Origin of the sequence: Bifidobacterium pseudolongum subsp. globosum (assembly GCF_000741295.1) — a bacterium.
GTDB classification, from domain to species: Bacteria; Actinomycetota; Actinomycetes; order Actinomycetales; family Bifidobacteriaceae; genus Bifidobacterium; species Bifidobacterium globosum.
The window spans coordinates 38,203-58,389 of the sequence record NZ_JGZG01000010.1 but is presented as its reverse complement, the minus strand read 5'-3'; the positions used below and the strand labels follow the sequence as shown (position 1 = coordinate 58,389).

The window sequence follows — 20,187 nt, the reverse complement described above, 5'->3', positions numbered from 1 at the left end:
GCCCGGGGCGTCTTTGTATCTGCATGCAGATATACCAACAGGGCGCCCCGTGAGGGAGCGCCCTGTTCTTTTGTGCAGTGCGGCCGACTACTGGCGTGCGTCGAAGCGCGCGCCCTGCGGGTCGCTCTGCTTGGCGAAGAGCACAATCGCAGTCACTGCGCCGGCGAGCATGATGAGCGAGCCAATCAGGATGCCGGCCATGCCGCCTCCGACACCGCCGCTGCTGCCGCTCAGGCCGGAAGTCACCGCGCCGATCGTCGAGAAGGTCATCACTAGGACGCCCAGGACCTCAATGCCGTAGGGGAGCGCGACCCAGCCGCCCGGCAGGTTCGCGTCGTGCACACGGCGCACGGCGAGCGCGATCTGCGGCACGAGTATGGCGAGGCCCCAGATCGCGCTCAGCACGTTGAAGAAGCTGGACGCGTGGGTGAGCAGGTTGAACACGAAGGAGACGAGGAAGAGGAACAGCATGACCCACCAGAATTCACCGCGCGAGGCACGGCCCGAGAACGTGGCGTACTTGGTGAAGAAGCGCTTGATGGCGTTCACGAAGTCGATGCCATACCATGGCATGTTGATCGGCGGTTCAGTCGCGGTGGCACCGTAGGGGGCGCCCACCGGCATGCCGGGCTGCGCTGGGGCGTAGCCCGGGGTCGCCGCCGGCGGCATCTGGTCGTACGATGGCGTGCCCGCGTACGGCAGGCCTGTGCTTGTCGTGTAGGAAGCGGCCGGTACTGGCGGCACGTTCGCGACCGACGCGCCATATGCCGGTGCAGCGGCGGGCGCCGGCGGCACGGTTGGCGCCTCATACGTCGGGGTGCCATAGGTCGCGGCGGTCGGATCGACGGGCGCCGGCGCGGGGTAGGTGGGCGCGGTATACGCCGGAACGGCCGGCGCAGGCGCATTGAACGCCGCCGCGTTTGGATCGGCTGCCGCAGGGGCGCCGCCGTAAGCAGGTGCGTTGAATGCCGCTGCAGACGGGTCTGCGGGCGCGCCGTACGCCGGCGACGGGTTTGGTGCAGGCGTGCTCGTCTCCGTGAACGTGACGGACTCACCGTAGAGAACCGGCGCGGGTTCGTTCGGCTGCGGAGCCTGCGGCGCGCTGCCTGCGGGATTCGCGGAGTCGTACACGGGGGTCGGCTCCTGGGGGGCTTGCGGGTCAGGCGTGGCAAACGGGTCAGTCATGATTGGCTCTCCTTGGTGTCAGTGTTGTACAGTGCCGCTAACGTTTGCAAACAGCGATGATCGCAACACAGCAATATGGTGGTTCTGAGTATATGGCACACTGATTTGCGCGGCAATTCGGTGTCCGAAAACGGTTGCATCGCCGTGGCATGGCGACGTCCTTGTCGCCGCATGTGCGGGCAATGCGAAAAGGCCGCACCACAGTGGTGCGTCCTTTTCGCTGGGGCGCCGGCGCTATGCGCCGTCCCAATCAGTATCCGAACCGTCAGGCGGCGTCTGCGGCAGGGGCGTCGGCCTTGTCCAGGTCGTCTTCCGTCTTGCCTTTCGCGAGCGTCAGATCAACGGGGGAAGAGCTGTTCTCCCACGGTTCCTCCCACGGATCGTAATCTGGGTTCTGCTGCTTGTAGACGTAGACGCCCACGACTGCGGCGAGCAGGGCGCCGAAGAGCAGCGCGAAGAACTTCCAACCGTTTGAAGACTTATGATTCTCCATGACGGCTCCTTTCCATGTTGGCGTTGACCGGTGTCCCCAGCCAACTCTGCTCTCCATCATAAAGCCAAGGCCGCATCTGCGCGACCGCATTGTGCTGATGGCAAGTCGGGTTCGGCTGGCATGCACACCCGCCTTCCAGCTTACCCCATCCGCGCGCGGGAACCGGTCGGGCTGTGCGCATTGGTAGGGTGGCGGGTATGGCACATCAACGTTTCAGTCTGTTCCCCGATTCCCCCCATATGCGGCAGGTGTTTTCCGCGCGCTCCATCCGCGCCCGCTGGCGCAACAACGACCCCGTGGTGACCGTTGCGATCATGCTGGTGTGCATCGCGCTGTGGATCGTGGAGCTGCTGCTGGGTTTCCTGGCGCCGCAGCTGCTCAATGGATTGCTGCAGTTCGGCATGTTCCAGCCGGCTTCCGCGTTCCGCGAGCCGTGGACGTTCATCACGTCGATGTTTCTGCACGAACCACGGTCGATATTCCATATCCTGTTCAACATGCTCACATTATGGGCAGTCGGGCCGTTCCTCGAACGCCTCATGGGGCACTGGGCGTATCTGGTGCTGTATGCCGTCTCGGGCATCGGCGGCGGCATGGGCATGATGGTGTGGGCCGCGTTGAGCGGCAACCAGTTCAACTGGCTCACCGCGTCGTATGGTGCGTCGGGTGCACTGTTCGGTCTGTTCGCCGCGTGTCTCGTGGTCTACCGCAAGGTGGGCGAGGACCTGCGCTCGATGCTCATCTGGATGGGCATCAACTTCCTGATGCCGCTCATCACACCGAACATCGCCTGGCAGGCGCATCTGGGCGGATTCGTCGTGGGTGGTCTGCTCACGCTGCTCACAATCGACGGCGTGCCCGCGCTGCGGCGCACATCGACGCTTGTGCGCATCGGCATCTATGGCGGTGTGTTCGTGGTGATCATGGCGGTGCTCTTCGCATTCTGCAACGCGGGCAATCCGGCGTTGCAGCCTATGGTCTGGACCGCCAATCTGGGGTGACTGACGCCGCTCAGGAGAATTACACGCATGTAGTTATCCACAAATGTGGAAAACCTTGTGGATAAGTCGGGGATATCGTGAGGATTCAGGCAAAAGTTATCCACAGGGTAATCCACAAATGTTGATATCTCTATGGTTGTCCACTTGTGGACAATGTGGACAGAAGTTATCCACATTACTGAGAATCGGTGGAATTCCAAGCATAATTAGGGATTCTCAATACAGCGAATCCCATATATAGTGGCAATCCAGCTATCCACATTTCACGTTATGTCAGAAGACATGCTGGCCCTGTGTGTATGACGTTCGTCTGGGAATGATGCTGGGAATGATGTTCCTACAATGGTGCTATGCCGAACCATATCCCCCGTGATGCCGCGCCGCACGCGAGCGACATCGCGCGAATCCACATATCCGAGGCCACGCGCGCATTCATCGACGCGCACGCCGGCGAGGACCCGCGCGACCTCGCCCTGCACGCCAAACGCGGCGAGCCGGGGCTCGACCTGCCGTTCGCGCTCGACCAGATCGCCGGCCGGCGCATCGCACGCACCAAACTGCCCGCGTGGGCGGCGTGCAGCGGTGTGGTCTACCCCGCGCATGTGCCGATGGAGCAGTGCTCGTCGCAGTTCACCGCGCATACCAAGGCCCGGCTGGCGTGTGAGCTCATCGCCGACCTGCCGCACCCCACGCGGCTTGTGGACCTGACGGGTGGCTTGGGCGTGGATTTCTGGGCGCTCGCGCAGCGGTTCGACGAGGCGGTGTATGTGGAACGCCAGCCGCAGCTGTGCGCGCTCGCCGCACACAACCTGCACGCGCTCGGCGTGCGCAACGCGCGCGTGGAGCGCGCCGACGGCGTGGAGTTCCTGCGCACCATGCTGCCCGCCAGCATGATCTATGTGGACCCCGCGCGCCGCGATGCACACGGCTCGCGTACCTACGCGATCGAGGACTGCACGCCGGACGTGCTCGCCCTGCGCGACGAATTGCTTGCCAAGGCACCGGTGGTGATGGTCAAACTCTCGCCGATGCTCGACTGGCGCAAGGCGGTCGAGGACTTCGGCGGGGCGGTGCAGCGCGTGGCCGTGGTCTCCACGGGCAACGAGTGCAAGGAGCTGCTGCTCATGCTCACGCGCGCGCCGCATGGTGATGTGCGCGTGGATTGCATCAATGACGACGATGTGGTGGCGTTCCGCGCCACCGAGGACCAGCGGCCGTCGATTGCGCCGGCCGGGTCAATCAAGCGGATGCGCTACCTGGTGGAGCCGAACGCGTCGATCATGAAGGCGGGTGCGTTCGCCGCACTGCAACGGCAATGCCCCAGCCTTGCGCAGATCGGTCCGAACAGCCACCTGTTCGTGGGCGAACAGCCGGTGGGGGCGGTGCCCGGGCGCGCGTTCGAGATCGCGCGTACAGGCGGCATGGGCAAGCGCGAACTCAAAGCGCTGCTGGAAGGCGTGACGCACGCGAACATCGCCGTGCGCAATTTCCCGCTCACCGCGCCGCAGCTGCGCAGGAGACTCAAGCTCAAAGACGGTGGCAGCAACTATCTGTTCGCCACAACGGACGCGGGCGGGCGCCATGTGCTGATCCTCGCGCACAAAGCCCCGCCCGCAACCACATGAATATGGGGGCGCTCAGCGCCAGCCCACGGTCATCAGGAACCCGACCAGGATGAAGCCGAACGCGATGGCGAGGTTCCAGAAGCCGATGCCCGGAATCGGGTAGGTGTTGTTGGTCAGGTAGAACACCACGGCCCAGACGAGGCCGATCACCATGAGCGTGCAGAACAGCGGCACATACCAGCTCGGGTTGGCCTTGGTGCCCTTGATGCTCTCTTCGACGCGCTTGGAGTTCTCCTTCTGGCGCTGCATCATGCGGCGCATCTGCGGGGTCAGCTGGGATTCGTCCACCGTGGAATCGAGCACGCTCTGGATCTTGCCGAGCGGAATCTCGTCGTCCTCCACATAGGTGGCGGCCTCGGCCAGCGTGGGGTGGTCGTCGTGCTCTCCCTTGCCCTGATCGGCAGTGGTTGGCTCGGCTTCCTCTACCGTCACGCTCGCCTCAACCTCAGTCTGGCCATCCGTGGGTGTTGTGTGCAGCTCTTCGTCAGCCATTTGTCTTATCTCCTTTAATAGGCTACTGGTTATCATAGTGGTTGCACTCGAAACGCGAAGTCCACAACGGCCATTTGAGCAAAATCACCATATTTCGGAGGCGGCATGGCGAAGCGTACACCCAAGCACGGCACACGGAAAACACTGATCGGTAGTATTTCCGTGTTCCTGGTGATCATATTCGCGGGCTTTCTGCTCGTCACCAACATGCGCGTCAACCGCACGACCACGGTCTCGTCCGACGCCGCGGAACTCGTGGAGAACCGCGTGAAACAGGCCGACAGGCTGCAGCAGGAGGTCAACGAGCTCAGTGCGCAGGTGGGCGCGTTGAGCGCGCAGGAGAACAGCCGCAAGTCCACGGCGAGCGAGAACGCAGGCTCGAGCACGATGCTCCCGGCGGTGGAGGGTCCCGGGGTCACCGTGACGCTCCACGATTCGTCGATGTGGCAAAGCGTGGCCGACACCGCGGGCTCAAGTGTGGACTGGGACAAATACGTGGTGCACCAGCAGGATGTGGAGGCCGTGGTCAACGCGCTATGGGCCGGGGGCGCCGAATCGATGGAGGTGATGGGCCAGCGCCTGCTGCCCACGTCCGCGGTGATCTGCTCGGGCAATGTGCTGCTGCTGCAGGGCAAGAAGTATTCGCCGCCGTTCACGATCTCCGCGATCGGGCCGCCCGAACTGATGAAGCATGCGCTCGACAATTCGCAGGCCGTGCAGATCTACAAACAGTATGTGGACGCGTTCGGCCTGGGGTATGAGGTCAAGGACGAAGAGCGCCTGGAATTCGCGAGCACACCGCTGCTGCTGCAGCCGCTGCAGTACGCGCGCGTGGACGAATAGTCCCGTGCATAGACAAACGGGGGAATCATGAAACACAGCCAGCAATCCGCGCCCGCACCTCGCCGCAGCGTCTCGCGGTCGATCATCACGGTCATCGCCGAGGTCCTGCTCACCTTCGCCGCGATCTGCGGCTTGTACGTCGCATGGATGCAGTGGTGGACGGGCGTGGAATCCGCGCATGTGCAGGAAGAGACGCGCCAACAGGTCGCCTGGGCGCAGCCCGACGCCGGCGGCGCGCTCACAATCGCGCAGCCGCAGCAGGGCGAGCCGCCCGTGCAACCCGAATCCGCGCGCGTCGGCGAGCTGATGGCGCGCGTGTACATTCCGCGCTTCGGCGACCAGTGGGAGCGCAACCTGGTGCAGGGCACGTCGCTCGTGGAGCTCAACCAGCACGGGCTGGGGCATTATGAGACCTCGCAGATGCCCGGCCAAGTGGGCAATTTCGCGATCGCCGGCCACCGCAACGGCTACGGCCAGCCGCTCGGCGACGTGGACCGGCTGCAGCCGGGCGACGCGATCGTGATCCGCTCGCAGGACTACTGGTACGTCTACCAATACACGAACTACACAATCGTGACCCCGGACGACGGTTCGGTGATTGGGTCGAACCCCGAACACCCGGGCGAAGCGCCGACCAAGCGCATGATCACGATGACCACATGCGAGCCGAAATACACGACGCCCACGCACCGCTGGATCAGCTTCGGCGAACTCGCATACTGGGCCAAGGTGGCCGACGGCATTCCGCAGGAGCTCGCCAAGGAGGGCCCTGACGGCGCCGTGCAGTTCGTGAACAACGAGAAACAGTCGTTCTTCACATCGATCGGCTCGCTCGCGCCGTACGTGTGGGGCGCGCTCGCCGTCTACGCGCTCGTGTTCGCGGCCGCCGCCGTCGCATGGCGCTGGCCGGCGCTGCGTGCGATCCGAGAAGGCCGCACGTCGCTGCCCGACACCGACATCTACGGCTGGCTGCTGCGCCACCAGCCGGGCGCCGCGCCGGTGCGCTGGCTGCTCGTGCTGCTGCTTGTGTTCGCCGCGGTGTGCGCGCTGTTCCAGTGGGGATTCCCGTGGGCCGCCGGCAATATCGAGTTCCTCAAACAGATGTCGAACTACGTGACGATCTGACGACCAGACAAGAGAGAGCCCTAAGATGAATGCTATGGAACAGGCCAACGACCACACCACCGGAGCCGCGGATGACGCCGCGCGCATCCTTGTGATAGACAATTACGATTCGTTTGTATACACGATTGTCGGGTATCTGAAGACCTTGGGCGCCGAGGTGACCGTGGTGCGCAACGACGCCTTCGACGTGCAGGCGGACGGCGCGCTCGACGGCTATGACGGCGTGCTAATCTCGCCCGGCCCTGGTGCGCCCTCCGACTCCGGCGTGAGCGAAGACGTGATCCGGCTGTGCGCGCGCGAACGCAAGCCGATGTTCGGCGTGTGCCTGGGCATGCAGGCGCTCGCCGAGGTGTTCGGCTGCACGGTGAGCCACGCGCCGACGATCATGCACGGCAAGACGAGCCTTGTGGAGCATGCGGACGACGAGATCTTCGCAGGTGTGGCGAACCCGATGGTCGTCACACGCTACCATTCGCTCGCCGTGGAGCCGCAGTCGGTGACCGGCGAACTCGAGGTGACCGCGTGGACGGTGGACGACCACATCGTGCAGGCCATCCGCCACCGCGAACTGCCGATGGTCGCCGTGCAGTTCCACCCCGAATCGGTGATGACGCAGGACGGCTACCGCGTGTTTGCCAACTGGCTCGCCGAATGCGGCCAGCAGAGCGCGGTGGAGCGCAGCATCGGCCTGCAGCCCAAGATCGTGCGCTGACAGACGGATTCGTCCGGGGTCCGCGAATGCGGCCCGATGTGATTGCGGGGCGTGTGCAGTGTGCACACGCCCCGCAATCACAGTGTTGGCGACCCCAACGGGATCAGTCGCCGTTGTTGTTGCCCGAGTCGCCGTTGTTGTCGTTGCCGCTGTTCGAGCTGCTTTCGCTCGGGCTTGGGCTCGGCTTGTCCGGCGCCTTCGTCTTCACCGTGACCTCGGAGCCCTTGTCGACGCTTTCGCCGGCGTTCGGCGAGAACGAGTCCACCGTGGCGTCATCGCTCGAGTTGCTGCCGTCGGCGAGCTTGAGTGTCAGTCCGGCGTTCTGCAGCGCCTGCTTGGCCTCGTTGAGTGTCATGCCGTTCAGGCTTGGCACCTGCACCTTCTCCTTGCCGGTGGAGACCCAGATCGTGACGACGCTGCCTTGCATGACCGACGCGCCCTGGTCGGGGTCGAGCCTGATCACCGAACCGCTCGGCACGGTGTCGGAGGCCTCGGTGAGCACCGTGGTCGTCAGGTGCATGTCGGTGAGTTTCTTGACGGCGTCGTTCTGCGAGAGGCCGACGATGCCGTCCGGAATGCGCGTCATGCCCGACGAGACCCACAGGCTGATCGTAGAGCCCTTGGGTTGCGATGTGCCCGAAGCCGGGTCGGTGCGCGTGACGCAATCCTTCGTCACCGTGGCGCTGTCTTCGGTCTGCACGGCCGGGTTCACCTCGAACCCAGCCTCTTCGAGTGCATCGCGCGCCATGTCCTGCGAATAGCCGGTCACGTCGGGCACCTTGATCGAGCGCGGGCCCGTGGAGAACCACACGTTGACCGTGCTGCCCCTCTGCACGCTCTTGCCGCCCGCCGGGTCCTGTTTGGTGAACATGCCTTCGGGCTTCGACGAATCGGTGTCCTGCTTGATGCTCGCGCGCAGGCCCAGGTCCTCGAGCTGCTTGCGTGCGCGCGCCTCGGTCGTGCTTTCGCCGAACGTCGGCACGGTCACGAACTGCGGCTCGTTGCGCTTGTGGTTCCACACGAGGAATCCGGAGAGCAGGCCGAGCACCACGAGCACGCCGATGATCGACCATGCGATCGCGACGTTCTTCTTATGCTTCTTCTGCGCCACGGTCGCGCGTTGCTGCGCGCGCGTCGGCAGCTGCGTGCCCGTTGCGGGCGCGCCGACCTGCTCGAACTGCCCGGTGACCGGGTTGAATGCCTGAGTGGGCGCGCCCGGTTCGGTGACCGGCGACGTGTAGGGCACGGTCTTCGCGTTGTCTTCGGCCTGCTTGCGCGCCTTCATGTTGGTCAGGTCGGTGAGCGGATTGAACGCGGCCGCCACCGGCATGCCGCCGTTCATGAACGCGAGGATGTCGTTCTTGAACTCCGTGGCCGTCGCGTAGCGGTTCTGGCGGTCCTTGGCCATGGCCTTCGCGCAGATCGAATCCCACATGACCGGCAGGCCGGGCACGATCGCACTCGGCTTGGTGGCCACTTCGGACACATGCTGGTAGGCGATCGCCACGGCGGAGTCGCCGGTGAACGGCGGCCTGCCGGTGAGCATTTCGTAGAGCACGCAGCCCGCGGAGTAGAGGTCGGAGCGCATGTCGACGCTTTCGCCGCGCGCCTGCTCGGGGGAGAGGTATTGCGCGGTGCCGACCACGCCCTGCGACTTGGTCATCGTGGTGGCCGAATCGTCGAGCGCGCGGGCGATGCCGAAGTCCATGACCTTGACCACGCCCTGCTCGGAGATCATGATGTTGCCGGGCTTGATGTCGCGGTGGATGATGCCCATGCGGTGCGAATACTCGAGCGCGGAGAGCAGGCCGATCATCACATGCTCGGTGTCGCGCTGCGACAGCGGGCCGTTCGCCTTGATGATGTCGCGCAGCGTCTGGCCTTTCACATACTCCATCACCAGATAAGGCAGGTGTTCGGTCTGGCCGTTGTCGAGTATGACGACCTCTTCGCCCGAATCGTAGATGTTGACGATGTTCGGGTTGTTCATCTGCGCCACCGAGTGCGCCTCGCGGCGGAAGCGCGTCAGGAAGATCTCGTCGTGCGCAAGGTCGGGGCGCATGATCTTGATCGCCACGGTGCGGCCCAGGCGCGTGTCGAGCGCGACATGGACCTCGGCCATGCCGCCCCGCCCGATGAGCTGGCCCAGCTGGTAACGACCGCCGTCAAGGGTGGTTGGCATTGTGCTGCTCATTGCTGCTCCTTCGCTTGCAGGCGTGTGCCAGGTCGTAGAGTCGAATGGAAGAGTGATTGTGCGTGGTCCTCATCGGCCGTGCGCGGCAGCATACCGGCCGGGTCGTGGTGCGGCGCGCTCACCACGCGGCGCGGCATGCGCGCGCTCGAGGTGATCATCGTCGCGTCCGCCGCGCTCGTCTGCTGGTCGAGCAGGCGGCGCTGGATGCGCGTGAGGATGCGCGCCACGGTCAGCGCGTCGTTCGGCCGGTCGAGCGGGTCCTTCGACAGCATCGACATCACGAATTGCGACAGCTGGAAGTCGACGCTCGTCGGCAGCGGCGGCACCGGGTTGTTCACATGCGCGGCCGCGATGTCGACTGGCGTGGCGCCGGTGAACGGGCGGTGCCCGCACAGGCCTTCGTACGCCACCACACCGAGCGAATAGATGTCGGACTGCGGCGTGGCGTGCTTGCCCTGCGCCTGCTCGGGCGAGATGTACTGCGCGGTGCCGACGACCATTCCGTCTTGCGTGATCTGCTCCTGATTCGTGGAGTACGAGACGCCGAAATCGGTGATCTTGACTTCGCCGTTGTCGGAGACCATGATGTTCGCCGGCTTGACGTCGCGGTGGATCACGCCGTGCGAATGCGCCACGAACAGGCCGCGCGCCACCTGCACGAGGATCGGCAGCAGTTCGGTGGGGTCCATCGGGCCGTTGAGCTCGTGGAACAGGTCGGCGAGCGATTTGCTCGGCACGTATTCCATGATGAGGAACCCGATGCCGTCGTGCTCGTAATACTCGAACAGCGCAGCGATGTTGGGGTGCGCCAGATTCGCGGAGTTGCGTGCCTCGGCACGCAGCCTGCGCAGTTTCGATTCCTGGTTCGTCGTGTCGGTGCGCAACGCCTTGATGGCCACCGGGCGCCCGAGCTGGATGTCGAACCCTTTCCACACTTCGCCCATGCCGCCTTGCGCGAGCCGCGAATCAAGGCGGTAACGGCGGTGAATCAGCTGTCCTTCAATGAGTCTCATTGCTTCAACGCCTCCTTCATTACTGCCGTCATGATTGGTCCTGCTGCAAATGATCCATATAAATCCACATTGTGTACGACGACCGCCACTGCGATCTTGGGGTTGTCCGCCGGCGCGAACCCGATCGTCCAGCCGTCGATCGAACTGTTGTCGACGCCGATCTGTGCGGTGCCGGTCTTCGCCGCCACGCGCACGCCGGGGATCTCGAGGTTCGGGTTGCCTTCCGTCACCACGGCCTCCATCGCCTCGGTCAGTTTCTTGGCGGTGTCTTCGCTGAACGCCGTGCTCATCACTTGCGGTTTCGTGTCCGGCAGCACCGAAAGGTCGCTGAACCGCACACGGTCCACGAGCGTGGGCTTCATGACCTTGCCCTTGTTGGCCACCGCCGCGGCCACCATGGCGTTCTGCAGCGGGGTGACGAGTGTGTCGCCCTGCCCGATCGAGGCGAGCGCGAGCTTGTCGCCGGCGACGTTCTGCGGGAAGCGCGAAGCCACGGCGCGCATCGGCAGGCCGGTCGAATCCGACCCGTCGATCGTGATTGTCGAATCGAAGCCGAGTTTCTTGGCCATGTCCGACACCGTCTCGTCGCCGAGCGCCACGCCGAGCTGCGCGAACGCGGTGTTCGACGAATATGCCATGGCGCTCTTGAGCGAGATCTTGCCGTCCGAGCCGTCGCCGAGCGACGACGAGTTCGTCAGCTCTGTCTGCGTGCCGGGCAGCGTGTAGGCGGAGCCGGCCGGGATCTGCGAATCGAGCTGGTATTTGCCCGATTCGAGCGCGGCGGCCGCCACCACGGTCTTGAACGTGGATCCGGGCGGGTAGAGCTGGCTCGTGGCGCGGTTGAGCATCGGGTTGGACTCGTCGTTCACCAGTTCGGTGTACGCCTTGCTCGCGGAACCGGTGTCGTGCGTCGCCAACGCGTTGGGGTCGTAGCTCGGCGAGCTGACCATGGCCAGGATGCGGCCGGTGCTCGGTTCGATCGCCACGACGGAGCCGTCCTGGTCGCCGAGCTCCTGCGCCGCCACGGTCTGCAACGTGGTGTTGATCGACGTCTCGATCGAGGCGCCGCGGTTCTCCTCACCGGTGAACACGGCTTTGATCCGCTGCCAGAACAGGGCGTTCGATTCACCCGTCAGCAGGTCGTTCTCGGAGGCTTCGATGCCACGGTCGGCGTTCTGCGTGACCGAGAAATACCCGGTGACCGGCGCATAGAGCGCGCCGTTCGCGTACGAGCGCTGGTACGAGAACGCGTCGTTGACGGGGTCCGATTTGGCGAGCACGGTGCCGTCGGAGGCGAGGATCGCGCCGCGCGGCGCCCCGTACATGTGGTAGAGCGAACGCGTGTTGCGCACGTCGTGCGAAAGCGAGTTCGACTGCACGGTCATGATGATCGACGACGAGATGCCGAGCACCACGAACAGCACGAGCACAGCGGTGAACAGCTGCCTCAGGCTCTTGTTCATGATTCGTCACCTCCCGCGGTGTCGTCGGTGGAACGCAGCGGCGCGAACACCTCGGTCGCCTCGCCGTCCTGCACGGGCGGCGCCGGCGGGGCCGCGTGCGCGCCATGCCGCGGGGCCAGCGGTACGACGGGCATGTCGGCGGTGTGGCCGGGCTCGTCCACCTGCGCCGTGGCCGTCGCGCCGCTGTGGCGCGACGTGTCTTTCTGCTGCTGGCGCTGCTGGAGCGCGGAAAGCGCCTCCATGCGGAACGTGTCGCTCATCGTGTCGACCTGCGGCTTGTTCGCGGCGTTCGACATGATCACGAGCAGTGCGGCCAGAATGTAATTCGCGATCAGTGACGAGCCGCCGGCCGCCATGTACGGCATCGTCAGGCCGGTCAGGGGGATGACGAGCGTGATGCCGCCGACCACGGTGAACACCTGGAACGCCATCGTGAACACGAGCCCGGAGGCGAGCAGCTTGCCGAAGCCGTCCTTGATCTTCATCGCCACGACCATGCCGGCCGCGATGACGAGCAGGTAGAGCAGCAGGATCGCGAAGATGCCGACGAGGCCGAGTTCCTCGCCCGCGGAGGCGAAGATGAAATCGGAGTTGGCGAGCGGTGTGATGGCCGGGTGCCCTTGGCCCAGGCCGGTGCCGAACAGGCCGCCGGCGGCGAGTCCGAACAGGCCCTGCACGATCTGGCTCGAACCGCCCGGATAGCGGTTGTAGATCACCGGGTCGAAGGGGTGCAGCCACGCTTCCACGCGGTATCCGACGTGCGCGAAGATGCGCGCGGCCGCAATGCAGCCGATCGCGAAGGCGACGCCGCCGATCAGGATCCAGCTCGACCGCCCGGTGGCCACGTACAGCATCGCCACGAACATCGCGAAGAACATGAGCGAGGTGCCCAGGTCGTGCTGCACGATCAGCACGACCATCGAGGCGATCCACACGATGACGATTGGGCCGAGGTCCTTGAGGCGCGGCAATTGCAGGCCGAGCACCTTCTTGCCGCCCACGGCCAGCTGGTCGCGGTGGTTGAACAGGTACGACGCGAAGAAGAACGCGAGGAACAGCTTGGCGAACTCGCCCGGCTGCAGCTGGTACGAGCCGATGCCGATCCAGATGCGCGCGCCGCCGATCTCGCGGCCCAGGCCCGGCACCATCGGCGACAGCAGCAGCGCAAGGCCCACGACCATGCTCACATACGAAAAACGGCGCAGGATGCGGTAATCGCGCATGCAGACGAACAGCACGTCGCAGCACACGAGCGCGATGCACAGCCAGATCATCTGGCGGCTCGCCACGCGCGTGTCCGACTCCGCGTCGATGCGTGCGATCATGAGGATGCCCAGCGCGGTGAGCATGAACACGCACGCCATGATCGACTGGCTCGCATACGGCTGGAATCGGGCGATGAGCGCCCATGTGATGATGAACATGGCCGCCGTGGCGATCATCATCACGAGCACATTGCTCGGCAGACCGCCGTCGATGCGCGCGAACATCTGGAAGAATCCGAGCGCCGCGATCACGATGGCGAAGAGGATCTGCAACAGGTAACGTATCTGGACTTTGGCCATCACGAATCCTCCTGCGAAGCCTTCTTGCTCGGGCTGGGGCTCGGTGAGGACTTGCTCTTCTTGGCCTGCTCCTCAAGGCGCTTGCGCTCCTCTTCGGCCGCCTTCTTCCTGGCTTCCTGCTCCTGCTGCATCTGGTTGAACTGGTCTTCGATCAGGTCCACATGCGCCTGGGCGTCGCTGTAGCTGTCGGCGGGAATGCCCTGCTCGAGCTGGTTGCGCCACTGTTCGGGCAGCTCGCTGATGTGCATGGAGGTCTGCTCGATTGGGTGCGAAAGCTGCAGGCCGAAGATGTTCGTGGGCACACCTTGGTAGATCGCCACCTTGCCTTCGTCTGCGGCGAGGTAATACTGGTTCTGGCTCCACGCATAGGCGCCCCACGCGCCGCCACACAACGCCACAAGCATCACGACGGCCGTGATGACCGCGGCCACGCGCCCATGGAAGCGCTTCGTGCGCGCCTGCTTCTTTTGGTCGAGCTGTTCCTGATGGATCGCCCGCGCCACTTCGGGGTCGTTCGGGTCGGCGCTGTAGTTGCCGTCCTGCTTCTGCACCACCGGGATCTCACCGGTGTCCGGCGTCGTGCGCTCGCCGGTCTCCTCACGCACGTCCGACGGCTGGCCCACGGTCTGGCTCGACTGCTCGTCCTCGCCCTCGGTGCGCGGTTTGCGCGACGCGATCAGCGCGGCCGCGCGTTCCGCCGGCGATGACGTGGAGATCAGCGGTGGCGCGGAGACGACCGGTTCATGGATGATGTCGGCCACCGCTTCGAGCGTCGCGCTCGCCGCGCCGCCGACGATCGGCGTCTGGTGCGGCAGATCGAAGCCGTCGGCGTTCAGCGCGAGCGTCGCGTTGGCGATCACCGCGCTCACATTGTCGGTGCTGCCGGCGCGCAATGCCATCGAGACGAGCTTTTGCGCGCATTCCTCGGGGTCGGTGAAGTGCAGCATCGTCTCTTCGATCGTCGAATCCTCGAGCACGCCGCACAAGCCGTCGGAGCACAGCAGCAGGCGGTCTCCCGCGCGCGCCGTGCGGATCGAGATGTCCGGGCGCGCGTCGATGTCGAAGTCGCCAAGCACGCGCATCACCACATTGCGCTGCGGGTGGTTGCGTGCCTCGGACTGGCTGATGCGCTTGGTGTCGATGAGGTGCTGCACGTAGCTGTGGTCGCTCGTCAGGCGCATCAGATGGCCGTCGCGCAGCAGATACGCGCGCGAATCGCCGATGTGCGCGAGCACCCAATAGTCGGCCACGAGTGTGATCGCGGTGATCGTGGTGCCCATGCCGGCGAGTTTGCGTTCGCGCTTCGCCTTGCCCACGATCGCGTCGTGCGCGGCCATCGCGGAGGCCTCCATGATCTGCGTGGCGCGCGCCACGTCGCCGTTCGGGGAGTCCTGTTCGATGTGCGCGAGGGAGCGGATCGCGATCGTCGAGGCGGTGTCGCCGCCCGCATGGCCGCCCATGCCGTCGCAGATCGCCACCAGGTGCGCGCCGGCGAACGACGAGTCCTGATTGTTCGACCGCACGGTGCCGACGTCGGAGACGGTCGTCGAATACATGTACAACGTGGGTTCTTCGGAAGAGGTCATCGGTGCTCAATCACCTCAGTTCGAACGTGGTGGCGCCGATGCGCACGGGGACGCGTGGGGCCAGAATCGTGGGTGCGTTGATGCGCTGCTGGTTGACCACGGTGCCGTTGGTGCTGTGCAGGTCCTCGATGGCCCACGAGTCGGTTGTCGGGTCGGGGTAGACGCGCGCATGGTGCGACGAGACGAACTCGTCGTCGAGCACCACATTGTTGGACGAGGCGCGGCCGAGCGTGATCACACCATTGTTGAGCGGCACGGACGTACCTGCGAGGGGGCCGTCGATGATCACGAGCAGGGTTGGCTTCTGCTCGGCGGCCTGCGGCTGCGCCGCCGCGACGGGCACGGCGGCGCCGGCGGCGGTGGATGGGGGCGAACGCAGCGGCTGCGCGGCGGGGGCCGGCACTTCGGCCTTCTTGCGCGCCTGGCGTTCCTTGCGGCGGCTGGCACGCGACTTGCGTGGGCTGAACGTGGCCACATCGCGGTACAGCGACCGCGAGATGAGCCAGACGAACACCCACAGCAGCAAGAGGAACGCGTACTTCAGTACCGTGAAAGTGAGTTCGGTAATCATAACGAGTGGTGGTGGTCTTCCGGATTACTCCTGATCTTGGGAGGAGGCCCAGTACAGGATGCGCGTGCGGCCGATCGTGATTGTGTTGCCGTCGAGCAGGGTGGCGGCGGGGACCTGGTGGCCCTCCACGTACGTGCCGTTGGTGGAGCCGAGATCGCGTGCGATCACGCCGTTGTCGGTAATGTCGATCTCGAGGTGCTTGCGCGAGATGCCCGGGTCGTCGATCACGATGTCGCAGCCGGAGCCGCGCCCCAGGATCGTCTTGTCTTTCGTGAGCAGGTACTGGCTGTTGTTCACTTCGAGCATGGGGCAGTCCTCGGTCTGCGCGTCGGTCGTGACCGGCACGGCATTGCCCTGCACGGACTCGGACGTGAGTTTGAAGTTGCCTTTTGTCTGGTCGAGGTCCTCTTCGAAAATCACCACGACCGGGCCCACGAACGCATAATGCTGGCTCTTCGCGTACTGCGTGAGATTGTCGGCCAGTTCGTTGGCGAGCGCCTCGGACCCCCACTGCTCGATGCGGTCGAAATCGGGGGTGCTCAGCTTGAATCGGTATTCGTTCGGCGCCACCGTGCGGTCGCGTCCCACGGGCATCGCCTCGGCGTCGATCTCGCGCTCGAGCGCGCTGGAGAGGTCGACGGGCTGCAGGTCTTTGGAGCCGAATTTCGCGAACACTCCGTTGACCGCGCCCTCCACGCTTTTCTCAAAACGATCAAGAACGCTCATAGTTGTCCCTTTCTATACTCCACCTATCCTACGCGGGGTTGCCAACAGGACGGCTTTTGCGGGTGCTAGCGTAAGGCGGTATGACGAAACCATTGCAGCCCGCCGCCGGCCAGACGGCTGATTCCATCCAGTCCGAAGCCGTGCGCGAATACGCCGCCAACAAGGCGCGCACAACCCGGTTCACCTGCGGCGCCCCGCGTTGTGCCACGCTGCTCGGTGACGGCGAACGCATGCTGTTCCTGCGTTCCGACGGCAGTGAGGACACGGTGACGGCGTTGTGGGTCAGCGTGAACAACGGCACCGACGCGGTGGGCGAGTTCATGCTCGCCGACCCGCGCACGCTGCTCGCCGACGCCGACGCCGAGGATGTGCCGGCCGAGGAGCGCGCCCGCCGCGAGCGCGCGCGTGAAAGCGGCAGCGGCATCGTCGCGTACAGCGTCGACGACGCGGGCCGCACGGTACTGTTCACGATCAACGGCGAGCTGTTTGTCTGCGAGCTCGGCGAGGACGGCGTCACCGCCGAAACGCGCCGGCTGGAGCTCACGTTCGACGATGACGGCGAGCGGCAGTACGCCACGCCGATCCTCAATCCGCGCGTCAGCCCGGACGGCACGCGCGTGGCGTATGCGACCGGCACGGCGGTCGTGGTGGCCGAGACCGCGACCGGCCGCGCGCACGCCGTGTTCACCGTGGCCGAACAGGACCGCGCCACGATGCGCGCTGGCCTGGCGGAATTCGCCGCGGCCGAGGAGATGGACCGCTACAGCGGTTTCTGGTGGGGCCCCGATTCGCGCACATTGCTCGTGGAATGCTTCGACTCCGCCGCCGAACCGTTGTGGACGATCAGCGACCCGGCGAACCCGGCCGACCCGGGCATGCGCCACCGCTACCCGCGCGCGTTGACGCAGAACGCCGTGGTGGACCTGTTCGCCGTGCATCTCGCCGATGACCGCCTGCATGTGGACCGCACGGCGCTTGTGGATTGGGACAACACCGCCTACGAATACCTGGCCGTGGTGCGCTGGCAGTCCGGTCAGCGCCCGCTGCTGCGTGTGCTGAACCGCCTGCAGACCGACGAGCAGATCCTGCGCGTGGACGTGCCCGAGGAATCCGGATGGGCGCATCTGACGTCGATCGACGAGCACACGATGCCACTGCTGCCTGTCAGTGTGCTCGAGACGCATCACAACGACCAGTGGATCGACCTGATCGACGGCACGCCCGCATATACGCCCGACGGCCGGCTGATCTGCTCCGTCAACGACATGCGCGCCGACACGAACCGCCTCACCGTGGACGGCGTGCCGTTCACCCCGGCCGGCTGGCAGGTGCGCGCACTGCTCGACGCCGACGACGGCACGGTGATGTGCGTCGTGCAGCGCACGCCCGAACTTGCGCCCGACGTGCCCGACGCGTGGCGCGCGACGGCGGCGGACCACGACGCGCGCAGCTTCGACGTGGTGGCGATCGATTACGAAGGGCATGTGTACCCGGTGACCGACGAGCCGGGCGTGTGGGGCGCGTCCCGCCGCGGCGACGGCCTCATGATCGCCGGGCGCGACATGGCGCACCCGCAGGCGCAGATGATGCACTACTTCCACGGCAACGGCGTGCATGTGAAGAACCATGCGGCGGTGCCCGGGCTCGCGATGAACGTGCGGTTCGCGCGGCTCGGCGAGCGCGGCCTGCACGCGGCGATCGTGGCGCCCACCGGCGCGCAATACGCCGCCGCGCGGCAGCTGCCCGTGCTCATGCACCCGTACGGAGGCCCGGGCTTCCAGGAGGTCACGATGAGCATGGCCGCCTACTGGGACGCGCAGTGGTGGGCCGAACAGGGGTATCTCGTCGTCGTGGCCGACGGGCGTGGCACCACAGGACGCGGTCCGCGCTGGGACCGCGAGATTCACGAATGCATGAAGGACGTGACACTCGCCGACCAGGTGGACGCCGTGCACGCGATCACCGACGCCGTGCAGGCCATCAACACCGGCCAGCCGCACGCGCGCCACGCGCATACCGCCGTGCGCGCGCTGCCCGAGCCGGATCTGGAGCGCGTGGTGATGATCGGCTGGTCGTACGGCGGGTTCCTTTCCGCGCTCGCCGTGCTCCGCGCGCCAGACGTGTTCGCCGCGGCGTGCGCCGGCGCCCCACCCACCGACTGGACGCTGTACGACACGTGCTACACCGAGCGGTATCTGGGGCTCGACCCCGAGGTCTACGCGCGCAACAGCATCATCGCCGACGCGCCGCGCCTGCGCCGCCCGCTCATGCTCATCCACGGGTTCGCCGACGACAACGTGACGATCGCGCATTCGCTGCGCCTGAGCCAGGCGCTCATGGAAGCCGGCCGCGAACACACCTTCCTGCCGCTCACCGGCATCACGCACATGACGAACGACCCGGCCGTGGCGCGCAACCTGCTCGTGCTGCAGCGCGACTTCCTCGCCCGAGCGCTCGCCCGCTAGGCGCGCGTGCCGCTGTGCGCGCACAGGCCGCGCATTGCCTACTATGGTCGGTATGGAAATCGCGATGATTGACGAACGGCACTTCCGCGCCGCCGTGGAACAGACCATGCTGCCGGCGATAGCGCGCTGCAGGCACAGCGGCACGATGCAGCCGGCCACCGAAGACCATCTAGGCCATCCGCTGCCGCCGCTCGCCGAACTCGGGCACCTGCACTACGTGTGCTACGACGTGGGCGAATTCCAGCAGCTGCACATGCCCGGCGCGTCGACGCGGAACCACGGCGCCGTCGTCATCTCGCACGGGTTCTCCGAATTCGCCGCGAAATACGCCGAAATGGCATGGTATTTCCTGCTCGCCGGACTCTCCGTGTGCATCCTCGAGCACCGCGGGCACGGCTATTCGCAGCGTGATGTGCGCGACGATCAGGTGGTGTACATCGATGACTGGCGGCGGTATGTGGCCGACTTCGCCAAGTTCACGCGAGAAGTGGGGCGCGGGTACGCGCAGGGCAACCCGCTCACGCTGTTCGCGCATTCGATGGGCGGCGGCATCGCCGCGGCCATGCTCGAACGCTATCCGAACATCGTGGACCGCGCCGTGCTCTCGTCGCCGATGATCGAGGCGAACATGGGCCTGCCCACATGGCTCGCCGCGACGGTGTGCGGGGCGCTCGCCGACGCGGGCAAGGGCAAGCGCATGGCGCCCGGCCAGCACGGGTTCACCACGGCGATCAATTGGAAAGAGGTGCGCGGGGCGAGCGTGGCGCGCGTCACATGGTTCAAATCATTGCGCGACGCGGACACGCACTACCAGACCACCGCACCGGCGAACGAGTGGGTGCGGCAGGCGGCGCGGCTTTCGCCGGCCGTGCTGCGGCAGGACATGTGCGAGCGGATCGAGACGCCCATCCTCATGTTCCAGGCGGGCGCCGACCATTGGGTGCGCAACAGCGCGCAGAACGAGTTCGCCAAACATGTGCGGCGCGACGGTGGCAACCTGCGGTTCATCCGCGTGCCCGGATCAGTGCACGAGATCTTCGCCATGCCCAACGACGTCATGGCGCCGTATCTGCAGCATGTGCTGCGCTTCCTGCAGACCGACGAAGTGGTGACGGTGTTGCCGTAAGG

At 65.5% G+C, this 20,187-nt stretch carries 17 protein-coding genes; 7 read left to right on the top strand and 10 right to left on the bottom strand.

The genetic code is table 11. The features are described from left to right. Positions 1-87: 87 nt before the first annotated feature. On the bottom strand, positions 88-1,185 hold the full coding sequence (locus BPSG_RS06985) for a DUF805 domain-containing protein (RefSeq protein WP_051592052.1): 1,098 nt from the start codon (positions 1,183-1,185) through the stop codon (positions 88-90). 265 nt (positions 1,186-1,450) lie between these two features. Then, positions 1,451-1,678 carry a hypothetical protein gene (locus BPSG_RS06980; RefSeq protein ID WP_026643788.1) on the bottom strand — a complete coding sequence of 76 codons (228 nt, stop codon included), beginning with the start codon at positions 1,676-1,678 and terminating at the stop codon, positions 1,451-1,453. Between the two features lie 197 nt (positions 1,679-1,875). Here BPSG_RS06980 and BPSG_RS06975 point away from each other — a divergent pair, with 197 nt between their 5' ends. Together BPSG_RS06975 and BPSG_RS06970 are read left to right on the top strand one after the other, a co-directional pair. After that, on the top strand, positions 1,876-2,679 hold the full coding sequence (locus BPSG_RS06975; RefSeq protein ID WP_026643789.1) for a rhomboid family intramembrane serine protease: 804 nt from the start codon (positions 1,876-1,878) through the stop codon (positions 2,677-2,679). A gap of 404 nt (positions 2,680-3,083) precedes the next feature. Beyond that, a complete protein-coding gene (locus BPSG_RS06970) occupies positions 3,084-4,304 on the top strand; it encodes a THUMP-like domain-containing protein (protein ID WP_026643790.1) in 1,221 nt (406 codons plus the stop codon). 12 nt (positions 4,305-4,316) lie between these two features. Here BPSG_RS06970 and crgA read toward each other — a convergent pair whose 3' ends face one another. Beyond that, positions 4,317-4,796: a cell division protein CrgA gene (gene crgA / locus BPSG_RS06965; RefSeq protein WP_026643791.1), complete on the bottom strand. Its 480-nt coding sequence runs from the start codon at positions 4,794-4,796 to the stop codon at positions 4,317-4,319. Positions 4,797-4,901: 105 nt separating this feature from the next. Between crgA and BPSG_RS06960 the strand changes: the two genes are divergently transcribed. From BPSG_RS06960 to BPSG_RS06950, 3 genes are read left to right on the top strand one after another with little or no spacing between them, the layout of a single operon-like run. Beyond that, positions 4,902-5,639, top strand: a complete 738-nt coding sequence (locus tag BPSG_RS06960) for a DUF881 domain-containing protein (RefSeq protein ID WP_026643792.1) — start codon at positions 4,902-4,904, stop codon at positions 5,637-5,639. A 27-nt stretch (positions 5,640-5,666) separates the two neighbouring features. After that, entirely contained in the window at positions 5,667-6,764 is a 1,098-nt protein-coding gene (locus tag BPSG_RS06955) for a class E sortase (RefSeq protein WP_026643793.1), read from the top strand. Positions 6,765-6,798: 34 nt separating this feature from the next. After that, on the top strand, positions 6,799-7,476 hold the full coding sequence (locus tag BPSG_RS06950; protein WP_051592053.1) for an anthranilate synthase component II: 678 nt from the start codon (positions 6,799-6,801) through the stop codon (positions 7,474-7,476). Between the two features lie 103 nt (positions 7,477-7,579). On the opposite strand, the gene pknB is transcribed toward BPSG_RS06950, so the two are convergent. From pknB to BPSG_RS06915, 7 genes are read right to left on the bottom strand one after another with little or no spacing between them, the layout of a single operon-like run. Next, complete coding sequence (gene pknB, locus BPSG_RS06945; RefSeq protein ID WP_026643795.1) at positions 7,580-9,670, bottom strand: Stk1 family PASTA domain-containing Ser/Thr kinase; 2,091 nt, start codon at positions 9,668-9,670, stop codon at positions 7,580-7,582. Then, entirely contained in the window at positions 9,667-10,683 is a 1,017-nt protein-coding gene (locus tag BPSG_RS06940; RefSeq protein ID WP_236822950.1) for a serine/threonine-protein kinase, read from the bottom strand. Before BPSG_RS06940 ends, pknB begins: the two co-directional genes overlap by 4 nt. Beyond that, positions 10,680-12,146: a peptidoglycan D,D-transpeptidase FtsI family protein gene (locus BPSG_RS06935; RefSeq protein ID WP_026643796.1), complete on the bottom strand. Its 1,467-nt coding sequence runs from the start codon at positions 12,144-12,146 to the stop codon at positions 10,680-10,682. Before BPSG_RS06935 ends, BPSG_RS06940 begins: the two co-directional genes overlap by 4 nt. Continuing rightward, positions 12,143-13,711: an FtsW/RodA/SpoVE family cell cycle protein gene (locus BPSG_RS06930; RefSeq protein WP_080699253.1), complete on the bottom strand. Its 1,569-nt coding sequence runs from the start codon at positions 13,709-13,711 to the stop codon at positions 12,143-12,145. The genes BPSG_RS06935 and BPSG_RS06930 overlap by 4 nt, the downstream gene beginning before the upstream one ends. Continuing rightward, complete coding sequence (locus BPSG_RS06925; RefSeq protein ID WP_051592058.1) at positions 13,711-15,267, bottom strand: PP2C family protein-serine/threonine phosphatase; 1,557 nt, start codon at positions 15,265-15,267, stop codon at positions 13,711-13,713. Before BPSG_RS06925 ends, BPSG_RS06930 begins: the two co-directional genes overlap by 1 nt. A 40-nt stretch (positions 15,268-15,307) precedes the next feature. Further along, positions 15,308-15,868, bottom strand: coding sequence for an FHA domain-containing protein FhaB/FipA (locus BPSG_RS06920; protein ID WP_033489193.1), 561 nt, complete (start codon positions 15,866-15,868; stop codon positions 15,308-15,310). A gap of 24 nt (positions 15,869-15,892) precedes the next feature. Beyond that, positions 15,893-16,594, bottom strand: coding sequence for an FhaA domain-containing protein (locus tag BPSG_RS06915; protein ID WP_022857935.1), 702 nt, complete (start codon positions 16,592-16,594; stop codon positions 15,893-15,895). Positions 16,595-16,674: 80 nt separating this feature from the next. On the opposite strand from BPSG_RS06915, the gene BPSG_RS06910 reads away from it, so the two are divergent. Next, positions 16,675-19,059 (top strand): S9 family peptidase, encoded by a 2,385-nt coding sequence (locus BPSG_RS06910; RefSeq protein WP_051592054.1) that lies wholly within the window; start codon positions 16,675-16,677, stop codon positions 19,057-19,059. Positions 19,060-19,111: 52 nt separating this feature from the next. Further along, complete coding sequence (locus BPSG_RS06905) at positions 19,112-20,185, top strand: alpha/beta fold hydrolase (RefSeq protein ID WP_026643800.1); 1,074 nt, start codon at positions 19,112-19,114, stop codon at positions 20,183-20,185. The last annotated feature ends 2 nt before the right edge of the window (positions 20,186-20,187 follow it).